The organism is Pseudocolwellia sp. AS88 (assembly GCF_030551755.1).
Lineage (GTDB): Bacteria > Pseudomonadota > Gammaproteobacteria > Enterobacterales > Alteromonadaceae > Pseudocolwellia.
This window is the reverse complement of sequence record NZ_JAUPEC010000003.1, coordinates 52,211-72,801: the sequence shown is the minus strand read 5'-3', so window position 1 is coordinate 72,801 and position 20,591 is coordinate 52,211. Positions and strand designations below refer to the sequence as shown.

Annotated in this window: 15 protein-coding genes; 11 read left to right on the top strand and 4 right to left on the bottom strand. The window is 36.1% G+C overall.

Features of this window, described 5'->3' with window-relative positions; genetic code table 11:
• The first annotated feature begins 288 nt into the window (after window positions 1-288).
• The 3 genes from Q5N69_RS18340 to Q5N69_RS03155 all read left to right on the top strand — a co-directional run bounded on the left by Q5N69_RS18340 (window position 289) and on the right by Q5N69_RS03155 (window position 5,140).
• Entirely contained in the window at window positions 289-444 is a 156-nt protein-coding gene (locus Q5N69_RS18340; RefSeq protein ID WP_369686660.1) for a hypothetical protein, read from the top strand.
• A 282-nt stretch (window positions 445-726) separates the two neighbouring features.
• Window positions 727-1,515: a glutamate 5-kinase gene (gene proB / locus Q5N69_RS03160; protein WP_304367399.1), complete on the top strand. Its 789-nt coding sequence runs from the start codon at window positions 727-729 to the stop codon at window positions 1,513-1,515.
• 895 nt (window positions 1,516-2,410) lie between these two features.
• Window positions 2,411-5,140, top strand: coding sequence for an EAL domain-containing protein (locus Q5N69_RS03155; RefSeq protein WP_304367398.1), 2,730 nt, complete (start codon window positions 2,411-2,413; stop codon window positions 5,138-5,140).
• A gap of 93 nt (window positions 5,141-5,233) precedes the next feature.
• Here the strand turns inward: Q5N69_RS03155 and Q5N69_RS03150 are convergent, their stop codons facing one another.
• The 3 genes from Q5N69_RS03150 to ilvC form a co-directional block, all read right to left on the bottom strand.
• Window positions 5,234-5,551, bottom strand: a complete 318-nt coding sequence (locus Q5N69_RS03150) for a pyrimidine/purine nucleoside phosphorylase (RefSeq protein ID WP_304367397.1) — start codon at window positions 5,549-5,551, stop codon at window positions 5,234-5,236.
• A gap of 60 nt (window positions 5,552-5,611) precedes the next feature.
• A complete protein-coding gene (locus tag Q5N69_RS03145) occupies window positions 5,612-6,370 on the bottom strand; it encodes a sulfite exporter TauE/SafE family protein (RefSeq protein WP_304367396.1) in 759 nt (252 codons plus the stop codon).
• Between the two features lie 109 nt (window positions 6,371-6,479).
• Entirely contained in the window at window positions 6,480-7,958 is a 1,479-nt protein-coding gene (ilvC, locus tag Q5N69_RS03140; protein WP_304367395.1) for a ketol-acid reductoisomerase, read from the bottom strand.
• Between the two features lie 264 nt (window positions 7,959-8,222).
• On the opposite strand from ilvC, the gene ilvY reads away from it, so the two are divergent.
• Window positions 8,223-9,101: an HTH-type transcriptional activator IlvY gene (gene ilvY, locus Q5N69_RS03135; RefSeq protein ID WP_304367394.1), complete on the top strand. Its 879-nt coding sequence runs from the start codon at window positions 8,223-8,225 to the stop codon at window positions 9,099-9,101.
• Between the two features lie 43 nt (window positions 9,102-9,144).
• Here ilvY and Q5N69_RS03130 read toward each other — a convergent pair whose 3' ends face one another.
• Entirely contained in the window at window positions 9,145-10,668 is a 1,524-nt protein-coding gene (locus Q5N69_RS03130; RefSeq protein WP_304367393.1) for a YifB family Mg chelatase-like AAA ATPase, read from the bottom strand.
• 333 nt (window positions 10,669-11,001) lie between these two features.
• On the opposite strand from Q5N69_RS03130, the gene Q5N69_RS03125 reads away from it, so the two are divergent.
• From Q5N69_RS03125 to Q5N69_RS03095, 7 genes are all read left to right on the top strand, one after another.
• A complete protein-coding gene (locus tag Q5N69_RS03125) occupies window positions 11,002-12,453 on the top strand; it encodes an ATP-binding protein (RefSeq protein ID WP_304367392.1) in 1,452 nt (483 codons plus the stop codon).
• Window positions 12,453-12,869: a response regulator gene (locus Q5N69_RS03120; RefSeq protein WP_304367391.1), complete on the top strand. Its 417-nt coding sequence runs from the start codon at window positions 12,453-12,455 to the stop codon at window positions 12,867-12,869. Before Q5N69_RS03125 ends, Q5N69_RS03120 begins: the two co-directional genes overlap by 1 nt.
• A gap of 539 nt (window positions 12,870-13,408) precedes the next feature.
• On the top strand, window positions 13,409-15,073 hold the full coding sequence (gene ilvG / locus Q5N69_RS03115) for an acetolactate synthase 2 catalytic subunit (protein WP_304367390.1): 1,665 nt from the start codon (window positions 13,409-13,411) through the stop codon (window positions 15,071-15,073).
• On the top strand, window positions 15,074-15,331 hold the full coding sequence (gene ilvM / locus Q5N69_RS03110) for an acetolactate synthase 2 small subunit (RefSeq protein WP_304367389.1): 258 nt from the start codon (window positions 15,074-15,076) through the stop codon (window positions 15,329-15,331).
• 99 nt (window positions 15,332-15,430) lie between these two features.
• Window positions 15,431-17,287: a dihydroxy-acid dehydratase gene (ilvD, locus tag Q5N69_RS03105; RefSeq protein ID WP_304367388.1), complete on the top strand. Its 1,857-nt coding sequence runs from the start codon at window positions 15,431-15,433 to the stop codon at window positions 17,285-17,287.
• Window positions 17,287-18,843, top strand: coding sequence for a threonine ammonia-lyase, biosynthetic (ilvA, locus tag Q5N69_RS03100; RefSeq protein ID WP_304367387.1), 1,557 nt, complete (start codon window positions 17,287-17,289; stop codon window positions 18,841-18,843). Before ilvD ends, ilvA begins: the two co-directional genes overlap by 1 nt.
• A gap of 124 nt (window positions 18,844-18,967) precedes the next feature.
• The gene (locus tag Q5N69_RS03095) at window positions 18,968-20,419 is read left to right on the top strand and encodes a DUF418 domain-containing protein (RefSeq protein ID WP_304367386.1); all 1,452 of its coding nucleotides are present in this window, start codon (window positions 18,968-18,970) and stop codon (window positions 20,417-20,419) included.
• Window positions 20,420-20,591: the final 172 nt, after the last annotated feature.

Below are 20,591 nucleotides of genomic sequence, written 5' to 3'. Positions count from 1 at the left end.
TAATAAATAGTTTAAATGACATCAAGCTCGAGATTTTTTTATTTTCAATAAATTAAGTAACTTATAGCTTAAACAGATGAAATAAATCAGATAAAAATTAACGCTATGTTTACCCATTCTAAATGATTAAAGGTGTCATAATCAGCTAGTGGGCAAGTGCCGGTTATTTTAATTATCTGATTGTGTTACTATTAACCAGAACAATCAATAAAGTAGTGTTTGTTATTTAAGCCCAATATTCTTATTTTGATTACAGGCTTTTACTTGCTGCTATAGCTAGCTGCAATAATGGGTACCAGTGATTCTCGGTTACTCATTTCATCTTCGGTATTAACACGTGATACATACCAAGCATTATTTCGATATCAAACGAGTTTATTAAAACTTGTTTCAGTGAGTCGAGAAATTATTATCCTGATTATGAGTATTATATTGCTGTTATAACTAGATAAAAGTACAAATGTGCTAAGCTTTTACATTACATTTGGTTCGCTTTATACAATCAGCATATAAGAAAATCGGATCCACTCGTGTGAACTTTGAAAGTAACATTGATGCGATTGTTCAGAAAATTTTTGGTGGAGTATTTGATATTTACGCTTACTTAGCTTTGTTTTTGCTTGGTTTATTATGTTTATAGCAAGTAATAGTCGTAAAGTATCGAACTAAAGAATTAATTATATCTCCTTATTTATCTAACTAACTTAAGAAAGTAATAAAATAAATATGAAAAGACTTGTGATTAAAGTAGGTAGTGCGGTTTTAACTGAAAAGAACCGAATAGCAAAACAAAGAATGTTGAATTTAGTGACCTTAATTGCGCATTTACGTGATAAATATAAAGTTATATTAGTCACATCAGGCGCTGTTGCTGCAGGTTATTCAGCATTAAAACTTGATAAAAGAAAACTTATAGGAAAGCGAGCATTAGCCGCTGCTGGTCAGCCGATCCTAATGACATCGTACAAGAAAAAATTTGATATCTACGAAATAGATACGGCACAAATATTGTTAACAGAAGATGATTTTGATTCACGTAAAAGAACAAAAATGTTTCAAGAAATTATTGATGCTCATTTAGACAATGATATTTTACCTATCGTGAATGAAAATGATATTTCATCAACACCAGAGCAATTATTTGGTGATAACGATCAATTATCTGCAAATGTTACTGTAGCCACCCATGCTGAATTGCTCATGATATTAAGTGACATTGATGGCTATTATGATAAAAATCCACATGAACATAATGATGCTAAAATATTCAAAGTTGTGAACGAAATCCCTCCAGAAGCTTTATTAGATATTTCTTCACCGAATGACCCATTCGCTACAGGTGGTATTGTAACTAAGTTAAAGGCTGCTGACTTCCTAATGAAAAAAGGGAAAAAAATGTTGTTATGTAATGGCTATGATTTGAGTTCTGCTGAATCATTTTTATTACATGATGATCATCAGTTAGGAACGTTATTTCAATCTGCTGAGAAGAAAAAAGCTAAATCAGAGAAGTAACCTTGTAGTTAGAGTGCTTAATTTAACAATTAAGCATAATTGATTACCTATAATTTCAAGTTATCACTAGGGTCTGTTGATCTTTCAGGGTTAAATTTCATACAATTTAAAACGGATTTAATCGCGATGTGAGCTTTGTCTAATAGTCATTCTCGGCTTTGTCTCCTGAGTCGCCCTACCTTCTGCATCCATGCAGTCGTATTAAAAAAGCGAACACGGGTTATACGTTCCAACATAACCCAAGTACGGACTCCATGTAGGCAGCAATGAGTAAATTCGTTTTAAGTAAACTCAAAGGGCAGCATGTGTTTGAAATATGAGTTTGAAATTTTTAACTTTGGATAGACAGGGCGTTATCGTCTGTTCGAGTAGCCAACTACACGTCACATACTCTACCTTGTCTAAATACTAAACATGTTGCTGTAAAAACAATCTCGAAAGCTCAACAGCCCCTAATAACTTCTCTAATAATTGAATATATATTTTATATATAATTATTAGAGAAGGCTGTTGTTAACCTTTAGTTAATTCCCCTATTTTATCTATCTTTTAGATAGTTAGCACACCTATACTACGCCATAAAATATATGTTCATTTGGTTGAACAACTTAATTTCCTGCTATTTCTGATATCTCTCCTATACTGATAAAAGCCTCAATATTAATAAAACTCAAAAACACACGAATTAATTACACAATAATGAGGTATTAAGCTGAAGCGGACTAGGGTCTGTTGATTTTTTGCGGTTAAATTTTGTTGTGATATAAAAATGTTAATCACGAGAGTAAAGTATCGCGAGTTATTTTGAGCAGATACCACTTAACAAATAACCACAAAAACATGATGAGAAGGTTAATAGTCCCTAATAAAAACAATAATAAATAACAGAGTACTTATGTCTAACCTCGAAGTAGTTTTAAAAAGTAAAACTCGTGCAACCCACACGATTAAGTTTCGTTTTTTGTTAATAATCTTCTTTATTACAGTACCTAGTATAGGTTTAATGTATTCTCATTCTTACAAAGAAAAAGTCGCAGGGATAGAAAGAAGTATAGCCCTAACTCAGGATATAAGTTATCAAGTTGAGCAAGTTCAACGTAAAGTATTAAATAATAGTCGCTTATTTCTCAAAAGATTATCTAAAGAAGACTTCTTACAAACCCCTAATACTTCTCTTTGTAGTAAAAATTTAGCTTCAATTGTTGAGCTGAATCCTTCCTATATCAACATTGGTGTTCCACTGGTTAACGGTGATTTAGTTTGTAATGCCTTGCCACTGACGAAAGAAATCAATGTAAGTGATAGAGACTACATAAAAAGAGCAATACAAGAAAAAGTCTTCTCAATTAGCCGATTTCAACTCGATAGAGCAACCGACAAAGTTAGCGTTAACTTTGCGTACCCTATTTTTGAAAAAGATACTGACAAGGTAATAGCGCTTTTGGTTACGGTCGTTTCTTTAGATTGGTGGAGCGAACAACTCAGCTTTTATAATTTACCTAAAGATAGCGTCGCTTTTATTTCAGATGCTAATGATATTATTGTGGCTAGTTACCCTAAAAAAGCAGGCAATATAGGTAAAAATATAAGTATTTATAATATTAATAAAAACGTTGATCAACTTTCTTCAACTAATAGGGTTTATTCTCAAACTCGATTATATCAAAGGGGTGACCTAAACCCTATAAAGTTCACCATAGGTATCCCCATCAATGAGATTATAGAAAGAACAGATCATGCTTTTTATCAGAGTTTAGCTATCAATATTGTTATCGTGATTATACTGTCACTATTAGCCATTTTATATTTAAGTAAGGACATACTTTTCCATATAAATCAGTTACTAAAAGCTATTGACGATTTAGAAGAGGGTAAAATAGCAAATTTCACAACTCACTCAAGTGCAAATGAAATTATGCTATTAAGCAATAAATTCAAAAGAATGGCAGCCAAGCGATTACAGTCTGAAGAAGCTTCTATTGCTAAAAGCCAAGAGCTCGCTTCTATTTTTACTGCACTACCCGATACCTATATCAGGATAAGTGAAACGGCTCAGATCTTAGATTATAAAAGTTCGGAGGCAGATAATTTAGAGGTGTTAATTGGTAAGTCGATTGATGATTTATTTGAGTTAGATGTGCTCCAAACTTTCCATTCCAACATTGATAAGATAAAAAAAGGACAAGAAGTACCTCCTTGGAAATACTCACGCCATAACAAAAATTTAATAGACACATTTGAAGTGAGAATAGTAAAAATAAATAATTCAGATGAATTAATTATTATTATTCGAGATATCTCTAATAGAGAAAAAGCAGAAAAGCTGATCTGGAAACAAGCGAATTTTGACAGTTTAACTAACCTGCCTAATCGTAAAATGTTTCTTGAAACCTTAGATAACGAAATCATTAAAAAAACGTACAATGAACAAAAACTCGCTTTATTATTTATTGATCTTGACCATTTTAAAGAAGTAAATGACACCTTAGGACATCATGTCGGAGATATGTTACTTAAAGAAGTAGCTCAACGATTATCGCACTGTATTAGACAATCTGATGTTGTTGCACGCTTAGGAGGAGATGAATTTACAATAATTATGAATGACATAGCAAGCACTCATGTTATTGATGAAACAGCACAAAGAATTATAGACAAAATTTGTGAACCTATACTCATTGGCGATAATACGTGTTACATATCACCAAGCATTGGTGTTGCTCTTTATCCCGAAGATTTTAGTGATGCTAAAGACCTCATTAAAGCCGCAGATCAAGCAATGTTTGCTGCCAAAAAAACAGGTAGAAATCGCTATAATTATTATCAAAGCATTATGCAAGAGTCTGCAATAAAACGGATGACTTTATTAACAGATTTACGTAGTGCTGTTGAAAGAAATGAATTCAAACTCTTCTATCAACCCATTATAGATATGCAAACTGGGGAAATTAAAAAAGCAGAGGCATTGATCCGCTGGTTTCATCCAACACAAGGCATAGTGCCACCTGACCAGTTTATTAGTTTGGCTGAAGAAACCGGACTCATCTTCCCTATAGGCTCATGGGTAGTGAAAGAAGCGAGCGAAAAGATAAAGTTATTTTCCTCACATTTCGGTGAAAGCTTTCAAATGAGTATTAATATTTCACCATTGCAGTTTATGAGTTCACATAATAATAACAACGAATGGATTAAAACCATTGAAGAGTTTAAACATGCAGATGCCATCATTCTTGAAATAACAGAAAGCTTATTAATGAATGCAACACGTGAGATCAGGAATAAATTTCAATTATTTTCTAACAAAGGCGTTGCTATTGCCATCGATGACTTTGGTACGGGATATTCTTCATTAGCTTATATTAAAGAATATGATGTCGACTTCCTCAAAATTGATCAATCTTTTGTTAGTTCTCTGCAAGCTCACTCTGAAGATTATGCCTTATGTGAAGCCATTGTTGTTATGGCGCATAAATTAGGTATTCAGGTGGTCGCTGAAGGAGTAGAAACCAAAGAACAATATCAATTGTTAAAATTGATGAGGTGTGATTTTGCGCAAGGGTATTATTTTTCTCGACCTTGTGATGAAGAGGCATTTACTAAATTACAAAAACAATTTTTTGTGTGAAAAATTATTAAAAAGGGTTGTTATACATAGATAGCAACCCTTTAAAGCTTTTACTTTCTCTGACCGTTCCATCAGCTACTTGATGGAACAATATTACTCAGCAATATAAGTACAGCAATAATCAATTAACGTTTTAGCTTTAACATCAAAAGAAGCATTAGCAGGAACATAAAAAGATTCACCACCTTTGATTGTTTGCCATTGTGTTTCACCCGGTAATAATATATCTAAATCACCCGCAGTAATTTCCATTAGCTCTTTTTCAGCGGTACCAAAAGTGTATTCGCCAGGTGACATAATACCTAAAGTTTTAAAGCTACCATCAGCAAATGTTACTTTACGCGATGTTACAGCTCCATCGAAATATACATTAGCTTCACGAGTAATGGTTACGTTATTAAATTCGCTCATTTTATTCACCTTTTAATTTAAATATGTCGTGGTTATTTTAATCGTAAACAACCGACTTTACTAAAACAATAATGCGGCAACGCTAGCGGCTACCGTCATAATTAGCACTAAAACCTTTAACGTTTTAGGCTTTATATCAATAGACAACCTTACTGAAACGATTGCCCCTAAAATGCTTCCTATAGCTAAATATATACCCGCCATCCATGCGACTTGATCTCTATATATAAATACAACTAATGACACTGTGGTAAATAGTAAGGCTGCTACAATTTTTAAAGCATTAGCTTTTAATAAATCATATTTCAAAACACCAACAAATACCGCAATCAATAAGAAGCCCACACCCGCCTGAACAAAACCACCGTAAAAGCCAGCAATAAAGGTAGTTAAGAACCCCAGCTTACTGTTCGAACAATTAACAATATCGTCGCCAACATTATTTACGTCACTCTTAAATACAACCCATAATGATACAGCTACCATGGTTGCCAATAATACTGGCTTTAAAATGGCTACATCTAGAAATGAAGCAACAAGAGCACCTACTAAACCACCCAACAATATGGGCACCACTATATTTTTAATAGAGGCTTTGTCTAGCTTGTCATGCTTATAATAGCCATGAGTTGCCGTTAGCGACTGCATAAATATAGCAACACGGTTAGTTGCATTAGCTACATCAGCAGGCAAGCCCACCATCATTAATGCCGGTAAAGATAAGTTTGAACCGCCGCCAGCAAAAGTATTTATACCACCAGCAATAAAGCCTATTACGATCAACATAATGGCTTGCATTAAGTCTACAGATTCGGTCATCAAAATTACTCAGATTTGTTCGAGCTGAGGTTAATTTATTATTTACAGCAATAAAAAAAGCGGCAGTGGCTTAACCACATACCGCTTCTAACAAATTGTTAAGGGTTAATTAACCTTCAACAATTTGCTTCATGTCTGTCATATAACCGCGTAATTCTTTACCAATAGCTTCAACACCATGGCTACGAATTGCTTCGTTAACTTCGATTAAACGCTTGTTATCAACACCGTTAGACGTAGATTTTAAGCCTTCGCCTAATTCTTCTAATGTTAACTTAGCAGCAAACTCTTCTAATAATGGAACAGCAGCGTGTGAGAATAAGTAGTTACCGTATTCAGCAGTATCAGAAATAACAACGTTCATTTCGTATAACATGTTACGTGCGATAGTGTTCGCAATTAACGGAGTTTCATGAAGTGATTCGTAGTATGCAGACTCAGCGATAATACCTGAATCAACCATAGCTTCAAATGCTAATTCAACACCTGCTTTAACCATAGCAACTAAGAATATACCTTTATCGTAGTATTCTTGTTCTGTGATTTCAGTGTCACATGCTGGCGCTTTTTCAAAAGACGTTTCAGCAGTTTCTTCACGCCATTTTAATAAGTTAGCATCGCCGTTGTCCCAATCTGCCATCATACCAGCAGAGAAGCGACCTTCGATGATGTCATCCATATGCTTTTGGAATAAAGGACGTAAAATTTCTTTTAATTCTAAAGACATATCAAACGCTTTAATTTTTGCAGGGTTTGATAAACGGTCCATCATGTTAGTGATGCCGCCGTATTTTAAGCCTTCAGTAACGCCTTCAATACCGTATTGTAATAATTTACGTGCGTAACCAGCGTCAACACCTTGGGCCAATAATTGCTTATGACCTAAGATTGCTGCAGTTTGTAACATACCACAAAGGATAGTTTGCTCACCCATAAGATCAGACTTAACTTCAGCGATGAAAGACGACTGTAAAACACCAGCACGGTCACCACCAGTTGCTGAAGCGTATGCTTTAGCGATTGCCCAACCGTTACCTTGAGGATCATTCTCAGGGTGAACAGCGATAAGTGTAGGAACACCAAAACCACGTTTGTATTCTTCACGTACTTCAGTACCAGGACACTTAGGAGCAACCATAACAACAGTGATGTCTTTACGGATTTGCATACCTTCTTCAACGATGTTGAAACCGTGAGAGTAAGCTAAAGAAGAACCTTCTTTCATAAGAGGCATAACAGCTGAAACAGCTGAAGTATGTTGCTTATCAGGAGTAAGGTTTAATACTAAATCAGCAGTAGGAATTAACTCGTCGTATGTACCAACAGTAAAACCATTCTCTGTAGCCCATTGCCATGATTGACGTTTTTCAGCAATTGCTGCTTCACGTAAAGCATAAGAAATGTTTAAGCCAGAATCGCGCATATTTAAACCTTGGTTTAAACCTTGAGCACCACAACCAACGATTACAATGTTCCAACCTTTAAGGAAGTTACAACCGTCTGCGAATTCTTCACGCTTCATAAAGCGACATTGGCCTAGTTGCTCTAATTTCTCACGCAAGCTTAATGTATTAAAATAATTAGCCATTTTTATCTCCGATAATCGAGCACTCGTTATGTCAGTGTCGAATGTAATTAATGATTAAGTGAGACTTAAGTTACTCATTTAAGTTTCACTTAATGAAAATAAGTTTAAGTAAGGATTTATCTTCTTACTTGTTACGTTAGACATCATAGCGCAAGACTTACATTGCTTAAAATGATATATTCGCACTACTACGTTGCAATAAACGCAATATTAATAATTTATAGCTAAATAATCATGTAAATAACGCTTTTGATAGGAAAGCCCGTGGATTTAAAGTCATTAGAAATGTTTCAGCATTTAAGTAATAGTTTACATTTTGGTAAAACCGCAAAGGTTTATCACGTAAGTCCTTCAACACTAAGTCGTACCATTCAGCGCATGGAAGATAGCTTAGGTACAGAGCTATTACATCGCGACAATCGTAAAGTGGTGCTAACTGATGCTGGTCAGAAATTTCAAACTTATGCCATGCAACAGCTTGAACAATGGCAGTTATTAAAGTTTTCATTAGAAGAAAAACAAACTGAATTAAAGGGTAAGTTACATATTTATTGTTCTGTAACGGCAGCTTATAGTCACCTTCCACCATTGCTTGATAAATTTCGTAAACAAAATCCTTTAGTAGAGATAATGCTAACCACTGGTGATGCTTCTGATGCTTTTGAACAACTAGAGCGACAATCTGTTGATATTGCCATTGCTGCCCAGCCTGAGAATTTAGCGCGTATTTTTCATTTCGAGCAAGTGGCACAAATTCCTTTATCCATTATTGCGCCTAACATGATCTGTAAAGTACAACAGCTACTACAGGAGAACGTTGTCTCTTGGGCTAATATCCCTATTATTTTAGCTGAGCATGGTCCAGCTCGAAAACGTTTTGAATATTGGTATCGCAAAAAACAGCAAGGTAAGCCAAATATCTACGCGACAGTTTCGGGACACGAAGCATTAGTCAGCATGGTAGCATTAGGGTGTGGAGTTGGGATTGTGCCGCAAGTGGTTGTAGAAAATAGCCCGGTAAAAGACAGAGTTCAATATCTACCTAATGCTGGTGAGATCGAACCTTTTGCGCTAGGGATTTGTTGTTTAAACCAAAATAAACAACAACCTTTAGTGAAAGCTTTTTTAGATGCTTTACTGTAATAAATAAAATCAGTGAGCAAACCATTGGCAATACAAAAATCGATCAACTCACTTGCTGCGTTAGGTGTTTGAGTATTCTGTCCATAGCTCGATATGAAAGTGCTTCAGTGATATTGGTATAGTTAATATCTTCCAAGCCTTCCATATCAGCTAAGGTTCGCGCAATTTTTAATATTTTATGATGCGCTCTGGTAGATAACCCTAGTTTTTCAACGGCTAATTCTAAAAACTCATTGTCTGCTGTATTTAATTTGCAGTATTGACGAACCTCGGCACTGCCTAAGTGTGCGTTAGCAATGCCTTGACGTGCTATTTGTATAGCCCGACACCGTGCAACTCGCTCGCGAATAGCTTCACTCGATTCACCCTTTTGATCATCTTTAGACCACATACCTCTAGGCAAACGAGCAACTTCAATTTGAATATCAATACGATCTAAAAAAGGTCCAGATAAACGATTCAAATAACGTAACACTTGCTCTGGCGTACTTCGATTATCGTTATAAAATCCTGTTGGACTAGGGTTCATCGCTGCAATTAATTGAAATTTAGCCGGAAAGGTTAATTTTTGTAAAGCTCGCGAGATACATACTTCGCCAGATTCCATAGGCTCTCTTAGTACATCAAGAACTTTTCGGTCAAACTCGGGAAGTTCATCAAGGAATAAAACGCCATTATGAGCTAATGAAATCTCTCCTGGTTGAGGTTGGCTGCCACCACCCACCAAGGCTGCCGATGAAGCGGTATGATGAGGTGCACGAAAAGGTCGCTTTAACCAAGAAGTATCATCAATATTTTGATGACAAATTGACTGTATTGAAGCGGCTTCTAAAGCCTCTTGCTCTGTCATCGACGGTAAAATACCAGGTAACCTACTCGCTAACATGGTTTTCCCAGTTCCTGGTGGACCTACAAAAAGTAAATTATGTGCGCCACATGCTGCTATCTCTAACGCGCGTTTAGCTAAAGGCTGACCAACCACGTCTGACATATCCAGGGATGAAATATTGGTATCAACTTCGGTAAGCAATTTTTCTTCAACAAAAGGCAAAGTAGATTGACGAGCAAAGTGGGGATAAAGTTGCGTAAGATGTTCTATACCATGAATTTTAGCCTGCTTAACCCAGCTCGCTTGCTCTGCATTTTCTTTCGGTATAATTAATGTGCGTTTACTTTCACAACTCGCCATTGCCATAGGTATTTCACCAACAATAGAACGTAATTCTCCAGATAAAGACAACTCGCCAGCAAATTCATAATGAGATAAGTCTACTGCCGGCAACTGTTCAGAAGCAGCAAGAATACCAATCGCGATAGGTAAATCGAAACGTCCACCTTCTTTGGGCAAGTCTGCTGGCGCTAAATTTATAGTAATTCTTTTGGCGGGAAATTCGTAACCACAATTAATAATGGCGCTACGTACTCTGTCTTTAGATTCTCGAACCGATGTTTCTGGCAAACCAACAATATTGAAAGCAGGTAACCCATTGGCAAGATGCACTTCAACAGTAACCAATGGTGATTCAAGCCCAAAACGAGCACGACTATAAACACAGGCAAGTGACATATCAAATCCTTTTGGCTTGTTTTTTATACAATAGTGTACCTATTTAGCAAAAAACCAACAACAATTGTTTGTTATTTGTGCACGCGCAACCTTCAAGATTATTCTGTATATCTTACTTAATAAATAGAATGACATACTTTTGAGGTTCTCATTTTGCATCAACCTTAAGCATCTGATTTTAATTTATATCTTTAAAGTATTACTTTTTTTGCTTCATTTAATCTAGCTCAACTTATCAACTCATTTTGTATATTTCAGGTTAAAAAATAAAAACTATTCACAATTAATAGACTATATTTAATCTATAAGATTGAAAATAACGGTATGCATTTTATGAAGATATCCAGCAAGTTAATGCTAATCGTTTTATTAACTGTATTTGAAATTACGTTAACCCTTTGGTCTGTATTTGAAATATCTAATGGTGTTAAGTTTCATGAACTTAATTTAAACCACTTCAAATATAGCTCACAACTAATGAATAAAGTCTCAAGTTTAGATGCGAATTCAAATGTCAAAGTAGACAATTTACGAGCTGTTGTATTAAACATTCGCCAGCAACCAATAGATTGTATGGATACGATAAATGTTGTTAATAAATTCATTATGGAAGCTATCGACACAGACAGCGCTATAGCTCTTTGTATTCAAGATATTAAAGACGCCGACCATGCATTATCCCTTATAGATGATTTTGAAAATGGTTCCCTTGATAAAGAGATTTTTATATCAAAACTTAAAGCATCGGCGGTGACTTTTAATCAAACCTCCATACTTTTTGAAGAACCTGTTTCTAAAACATTGTCTTTTATTATGAAATTTATGATCCCGTTGGTGGTTATTATTTCATTCTTCAATATTATTTTTATCAGCTTTATGTCTAATACCATAACAAGATCAATTCGCCATGCGATTCAGCAGCTTAATCATAAAAAGAAAAAAATAAGCTTATCTGACGATATTAGTAAAAATGTTTCAGGAGAGTTAAAAGTATTACTACAAGCAGCACAAAAACGTATTACCAGTGAAATGCTCATGGTAGAAGTAAATAAGAAACTAGAAACCTTAGATGAACAGCGAACGGAAAGTCTGACTCGAGCGAATCAAGAATTATCTCAATTTGCTTATCGTACATCTCATGATCTAAAAGCGCCTTTATCTGCCACTAAGATTTTGACTCGTTTTATTATTGAAGATATAAATGCGGGTCAACTTGAGAATGCAGTACAAGATACTCAACATGTTCATGATCAAATGGAGAAGCTGGAAGAGTTAGTTATGGGGATTTTGTCATTAACAGAAGCTGACTCTACTGAAAATATAAACTCCTCTATTAATCTTGATATGGTACTTGACGATATTCAGCAACGTTTATCGGGTATGATGAATTTATCTGACTATACTATGGAAAGGCATATAAATTTGGATCATGCGCTAGTCAACAATCAAACACGGATCACGCAAATATTAGAAAACCTAATTTCCAATGCATTAAAATATAAAGACAATAGTAAACCTGATGTACCTTTTGTTCGTATTACTATTTCAGAATTGGTTGAGAGCTACCAATTAGATATTGAAGATAACGGTATAGGTATACCAGTCGACAGGCATGATGAAGTATTTGGCATGTTTAAACGTTTCCACCCTCAAATCAGTTTTGGTTCAGGTCTTGGATTAGCCATTGTTAAAAAACATGTCGACTATTTAAAAGGAACCATAAGTATGGAAACTTCAGATCAAGGCACAAAGTTCTCAATTAATATTCCAAAGGTAATAGTTTAATGAAAAGAGTTAACGTCCTCATCGTTGATGATAACGAATTAGATAGATATATTTTAAGACGGCAATTAACTAAAATTGGCGTTGAAAGCATTATTGAAAAAGATGATGGTTCTACCGCATTAGAGTTTCTTCAAGACTACGATAAAAATGCTATGTTATATCCTGATGAGTTTCCGCCTGTTGTTATATTTTTAGATATTAATATGCCTAAATTAAATGGCTTTGACTTTCTAAAAGAGTTTTCAACAATGAGAACACGAAATGAATTAGCATCCGTAGTTGTCTGCATGTACTCATCATCAGAAAGATTAGAAGATAAAGAAAAAGCAGCAAAATTTGATTTTGTAGCAGACTTTATTGTGAAAGGTGAAGTTACAGAAGCTTTTCTAGCAAATAAAATAACATCGCTCCGATAATGGCTATTTCAAATAATAGCCTCAATTTTAATTCGATATTAAAGGGGCTTATTATCTGAAATTCAAACCTTATTAGTAAAACTAGTTATTCACTGTTCAACCACTTTATAACTAATCAACTTAAGCTAGTTCAAAATGCTTTGATTAAAAGGTTGCTCCCAGCAGTCTATATATGTTACAAATTAGTCCTGTTTTGCTTTATCTCTCCTTTTTCAGAGAAAATAAGCGCATTAATTATTATTAAAGAAATTTAAATAAACATGCAAAAATTAAACTCAGTGATTATAAACCTTCTCGTCGTGGTGATTATTAAATCGTCGCAGGGGTTTTCGTTGAGCTAGAATAAAGCAAAAAACAAATAAACAGACCCTCGCTTCGAAAGAACCGGGGGTCTTTATCGTTTAAGCCTTATCGATTAAAAGGCGCATTAAACGTAAAAATTAACGTTAATACTCACTAAAACTAACTCTGGAGAATGCTATTTAAAGATTTTTACTTAAATTCATAAGTGAATAATTTTTGAATAGCTTTAAAAAAACATGGCTAGCGATCAAAAGCACACAGGTGGTTCATTATTATTTGCCGTTTTACAAGAACACGGTGTAAAACACGTATTTGGTTACCCTGGTGGTGCCATCATGCCGATTTACGATGCTTTATATGATAGCGACGTCGAGCATTATTTATGTAGGCATGAACAAGGTGCTGCTTTTGCAGCGGTAGGTTATGCACGCGCATCAGACAAAGTTGGTGTTTGTATGGCTACCTCAGGCCCAGGCGCTACTAACCTAATCACTGGGCTTGCCGACGCACTAGCTGATTCAATTCCAATTGTTGCTATAACAGGTCAAGTACCTACTGCAGCTATGGGCTCTGATGCTTTCCAAGAGATCGATGTTTTTGGTTTATCACTTGCGTGTACTAAACACTCTTTCCAAGTTACAGATATTAACGATCTAGCAGGCGTACTTCATCAAGCATTTGCTATCGCGCTTGAAGGTCGTCAAGGTCCTGTTTTAGTAGATATTCCTAAAGATATTCAAATGGCTGAGATTAACTGTAGCCTAGATGATTTATCTCAACTACCGAACAAAGTAAAACTACCTCCAGTAGACGTTACACAAGCAATCTCGTTATTAAGCCAAGCTAAAAAACCTATTTTATATGTAGGTGGTGGTGTTGGAATGGCAAACGCCATTGATGAATTACGTGAGTTTTGCGATAAAACAGGTATGCCATGTGTATCTACTCTTAAAGGTTTAGGTGCTATCTCTCCTGAAAACGAAAACTACTTAGGCATGCTAGGTATGCACGGTACTAAAGCGTCAAACCTTGCAGTACAAGAATCTGACTTACTGGTTGTTGTAGGCGCTCGTTTTGATGACCGTGTAACAGGGAAACTTGATGAGTTTGCACCTAATGCAAAAGTAATTCACTTCGATATTGATACAGCAGAAATTAACAAACGTCGCAAAGCTGATTCAGCCATTTTAGGTGACTTAAAAATCAACTTGCCTGCTTTAGCTATCCCATTATCTATTACAGAATGGCAGAAACAATGCCAAGCGAATAAAGCTGAATTTGCTTGGAGATACGATCACCCAGGTGAAAATATTTATGCGCCGGCTGTTTTAAAAGAAATTAGCGATACAATGCCTAAAAACACCTGTGTTACTACAGATGTTGGTCAACACCAAATGTGGGCTGCACAACACATGTTATTCAACGACCCGAGTGACTGGTTAACGAGTGGCGGCATGGGCACAATGGGCTTCGGTCTTCCTGCAGCCATTGGTGCACAAGTTAGTCGTCCTACAGACTGTGTTATTGCAGTATCTGGTGACGGGTCATTCATGATGAATGTACAAGAGCTTGCAACAATTAAGCGTTTCCAGTTACCTGTAAAAATATTGCTTATCGATAATGCTAAATTAGGCATGGTAAGACAATGGCAAGATCTATTCTTCAATGGTCGCTTAAGCGAAACTGATTTATCAGATAACCCTGATTTTATTATGTTAGCTAATGCTTTTGATATTAAAGCAAAAGAGATCAGCAAGAAAAGTGAAGTAACTGCTGCTATAGCTGAGATGTTAGATCACGATGGTCCTTACTTATTAAAAATTAAAATTGATGCAGAAGATAATGTTTGGCCACTTGTTCCGCCAAATACTGCCAACGATAAAATGATGGAGAGTATATAAATGAATAATTACCAATTAACCATCACCGTTGATGACAAACAAGTTGTTTTAGAGCGTATTTTACAAGTAACTCGCTACCGTGGTTTTTTAATTAACGGTATTAATGCGGTAGTAAATACAGGCACAAACATTGGTACTATTGAGCTAATGGTATACAGCGAACGTCCTATTGAATTACTTATTGATCAAATTAATAAACTGATCGACATTAAAGATGTTTGTGTAACTAAAAACATCCCGTATACGCCAAACGCTTAAGTATTTACTTACTCGCTAAACACATTAAATTTTAAAGCTTATTTCTACAGAAGTAAGCTTTATATATCACTTTATGAAGATTCAACTGGATACAAAATTATGCCTAAATTAAGATCTGCAACTTCAACTCAAGGCCGTAATATGGCTGGTGCTCGTGCGCTATGGCGTGCAACTGGAATGACCGACGGTGATTTTGGAAAGCCTATTATTGCTGTTGTTAACTCATTTACGCAATTTGTACCCGGTCATGTTCATTTAAAAGACATGGGACAGCTAGTTGCTGGCGCTATTGAAGAAGCGGGTGGTGTTGCTAAAGAATTTAATACTATTGCTGTTGATGACGGTATTGCAATGGGTCACAGCGGTATGCTTTACAGCTTACCATCACGTGATCTAATTGCTGACTCAGTTGAATATATGGTTAATGCACATTGTGCTGATGCTATGGTATGTATTTCAAACTGTGACAAAATAACTCCAGGCATGTTAATGGCAGCAATGCGTATAAACATCCCTGTAATCTTTGTTTCAGGTGGTCCGATGGAAGCAGGTAAAACTAAGCTTTCTGATCAAATTATCAAGCTTGATTTAGTTGATGCCATGATCAAAGGTGCTGATCCAACAGTATCTGATGAAGATTCTGACAAAGTTGAACGTTCTGCTTGTCCTACATGTGGTTCATGTTCTGGTATGTTTACAGCAAACTCAATGAACTGTTTAGCTGAAGCACTAGGTTTAGCTTTACCGGGTAATGGCTCAATGTTGGCAACACATGCTGATAGAGAACAGTTATTTTTAGATGCCGGTAAACAAATTGTTGAGTTAACTAAGCGTTATTACCAAGATAACGATGAATCTGCACTTCCTCGTAATATCGCAAGCAAAAAAGCGTTACACAACGCAATGTGTTTAGATATTGCAATGGGTGGATCAACTAACACCATCTTACATTTATTAGCGACAGCACAAGAAGCTGAAATAGATTACACCATGGAAGACATGGATAAACTATCTCGCATTGTACCTCAGTTATGTAAAGTAGCCCCTTCAACGCCTGAATATCATATGGAAGATGTACATCGCGCTGGTGGTGTAATTGGTATTTTAGGCGAATTATCTCGTGCTGGCTTATTAAATACTGATGTACCAAATATTTTCGGAACAACACTTGCTGATGTTATTGCTAAATACGACATTAAAGTAACAGACGACGAAGATGTTAAAAAATTCTACCGTGCGGGTCCAGCAGGTATTCGCACGACTAAAGCCTTTAGCCAAGATTGTCGTTGGGACACATTAGATGACGACAGAGAAAACGGCTGTATTCGTAGTATTGAAAATGCATTTTCGTTAGAAGGCGGCTTAGCCGTACTTTCAGGTAACATTGCGGTAGACGGCTGTGTTGTTAAAACAGCTGGCGTAAGTGACGACAACTTAGTATTTACTGGTCCTGCTCATATTTTTGAAAGCCAAGATGCCGCAGTAGCAGGTATTCTTGATAAAAAAGTAGTTGCTGGCGAAGTTGTTGTTATTCGTTACGAAGGTCCTAAAGGCGGTCCAGGTATGCAAGAAATGTTATACCCAACTACCTACTTAAAATCTATGGGACTAGGTAAAGCTTGTGCTTTATTAACTGATGGTCGTTTCTCTGGCGGTACTTCAGGTTTATCTATTGGTCACGTATCTCCTGAAGCTGCTGATGGCGGTACAATCGCATTAGTTGAGCAAGGCGATATTATTCATATTGATATTCCTACACGTACAATTAAATTAGAAGTATCTGACGAAGAGTTAGAAGCACGTCGTGCTGCGATGATCGCTAAAGGTAAAGGGGCTTGGAAACCAGAAAATCGCATTCGCCCTATCAGCTACGCACTTAAAAACTACGCAATGTTAGCAACAAGTGCTGACAAGGGTGCTGTAAGAAACAGAGCACTTCTTGACGGGGAGGAATAATGACAGAAGCTGAGACTCAGCTATTAAATCAAGGCGAAGCGTTAGACTACCTTCGCCGTATCTTGCTTGCGCCTGTATACGATGTTGCTGTTGAAAGTGAATTAACGCCTTGTACTAAGCTATCTGCACGTTTAAATAATACTATTTATTTAAAACGCGAAGATCAGCAACCAGTACATTCTTTTAAGTTACGAGGTGCTTACAACAAGTTATCTCAATTAACTGAAGCACAGAGCATTCATGGTGTTGTTGCCGCATCGGCAGGTAATCATGCTCAAGGTTTAGCCTTAGCGGCACAAAAGCTTGGTATTAAAGCCACTATTGTCATGCCTATTACCACGCCAGATATAAAAGTAGACAATGTACGTCGCTTTGGTGCTGACGTGCGCTTAGTGGGTAAAAGCTTTAACGAAGCACAAACTGCTTCACAGCAATATGCTATAGACGAAAACAAAACCATAATACATCCCTTTGATGATGTTGACGTAATTGCCGGACAAGGTACTGTTGCTAAAGAAATACTTCAGCAACTTTCACACATCGACGCAATTTTTATTCCTGTCGGTGGCGGTGGCTTACTTGCGGGTATGTCGGTTTATTTAAAACAGTTAAAACCAAGCATCAAAGTAATTGGTGTTGAAGCTGAAGATTCAGCTTGTTTGAAAGCAGCAATGGAAGCAGGTGAACCAACAGACTTAGATCAAGTCGGTTTATTTGCTGATGGTGTTGCCGTTAAACGTATTGGTGAAAATACCTTTAAGCTGATCAAGCAATATTGTGATGAAGTTATTACAGTAACTACAGACGAAATATGTGCCTCAATCAAAGATGTTTTTGAGCAAACACGTGTTATTGCTGAACCAGCAGGCGCACTGTCGCTAGCAGGTATCACTAAGTATTGTAAAACGAGTAAAGGTGATGAAACCTTAGTTGCCATTCTCTCTGGTGCTAATATGAACTTTCATAGTTTACGTTATGTGTCAGAAAGGTGTGAATTAGGCGAACAAAAGGAAGCTGTTTTTGCTGTTTCAATTCCTGAAGAAAAAGGCAGTTTCAAAAACTTTTGCCATGCTATTGGCGGCAGAGTGATCACTGAATTTAACTACCGATACGTTGCTTCAGATAAAAACAAAGAGCATGCGAATGTATTTGTTGGTATTCGTTTAGGCGGTGAAAGTAATGAGCGTCAGCAATTAGCTTCAAAACTAACTGAACAAAGTTATAAAGTTACGGATCTAACTGAAAACGAATTAGCTAAACTACATGTACGTTATATGATTGGCGGCAAATCTGTATCGCCATTACAAGAGCGTATTTTTAGATTTCAGTTTCCTGAATATCCAGGTGCTTTAGATAAGTTCTTAGAAACACTAGGCGAGCATTGGAATATTACACTATTCCATTACCGCAATCATGGTGCAGCTTTTGGTCAAGTCCTTGCAGGTTTTAATGTAACTGATAACGACCAACAAGCATTTTTCGAACATATTGAAACACTCGGCTATGAATGCCAAGAAGAAACAGATAACGAAGCTTATAAAACTTTTTTAAGTTAGTAATGACTTAAATTAAGTATTAAACGAGATCTAAAGCCACTTAACCAAGTGGCTTTTTTATTTATGTTTATGATTTTACGGAAGAATCGTTTATTGTATAAAAATAGAATAAGGATAATTCGTCATGCCAGTCAATAAAGATCACAGTCAAACCTCCATACACCCACAAGAAATTCTTCCTCTTCAACCATTAGAGCAAAATAAACGCGTAGATGCGTTAGATATTCTACGTGGTATTTGTTTAGTGGGTATCTTACTCATGAATATTGAATGGTTTAGCCGTTCAATGGTTTCATTAGGCAGTCACGATACAACATTAACAGGAATAGATCATGCTGTAGGCTGGTTGATTCGTTGCTTTGTCGAAGGAAAGTTTTATAAATTATTTGCGCTAATTTTCGGGATGGGATTTGCCGTGATGCTACTACGAGCTAAAGAACACGACCGTCCTTTTAGCGCATGGTTCTGTCGGAGAATGCTTGTACTGTTGGTTATTGGTATTGCTCATATGATTTTCATATGGGGAGGCGATATTTTACATGCTTATGCTTTAGCTGGTTTTTTTCTCTTATTTTTAGTACGTAAGAAAAAATCTCAAGAGCCCGAGTCTTACCTTAAATTAGCAGTAAATTGGTTAATGATCCCTATTTTCCTAATAAGCTTAGTAGGTATTATATTTGGTACATTATTGAACCATGAAAAATCACAAGAGATGTGGCAAAATGAACTTGATATTTATGCCGCGGTTAATCAAGCGTTATCAGATGAAACTCAAGTCAACACAGCACCAGAAATAACCGAACAAAGTGTACTCGAAACCACTGATGACTCAATAGATTTAGCTATTACCGAAGAAGAATATAGAGCCACCATTATTGCTGATGCAATACAAGATAAGAGAGAGTTACAGGCAGAAATAGCAGAAGAAGATAAAGCTTTTACTGAGGGCAGTTATTGGGAAGCAACCCAGTACAGAATTAGCTTTGCTGGCTTTATGTTAATACTATCTCCATTTATGTCTTTTTTCGTATTAATCCCAATATTTATTTTAGGTTTTTGGTTGGTAATCACGCAAAAAATAACGCACCACCAACAACATAAAACCTTTTTCAGAACACTTGCTACAATAGGTTTATTTGCAGGCCTTCCACTCAACATTGCTAGTATCTTAATTATTGAACACCCAGCAATAGAAGTTTCTATAGCTTTATTATGCGTAGGTCAAATGCTCTTTTATATTTCTCAATATATTTTAGCAGCAGGATATTTAGGATTGATCATCTGTGCTCTAAACAAGAAAAAATGGCAGAAATTATTATCTGCTTTTGCTCCAATGGGGCAAATGGCTTTAACTAACTACCTCATGCATTCAGTAATTTTAACCAGTATTTTTTATGGCTACGCAGGCGGGCAATATGGAGAAATTTCACGAGCCCCCCAAATTCTTATTGTTTTCAGTATTATTGCAGGGCAGTTGATCGTTTCAAAATGGTGGCTCAACCGTTATCGTTTTGGACCAATGGAATGGTTATGGAGAAGCTTAACCTATAAGAAAGTACAGCAAATGGAATTATAAATACTTTAATTAGAAAGCCACCAGTTAACTTTTTCTTAGTAATATAAAATTACAAAATGTTAATAGAGCTATTCACCAACTAAGCGTATGTTATATCTATAGTAATATTACAATCACAATATTTATGTATAATTACATAAATTCAAAAAGCTCTTTATTGCTTACATTAAAT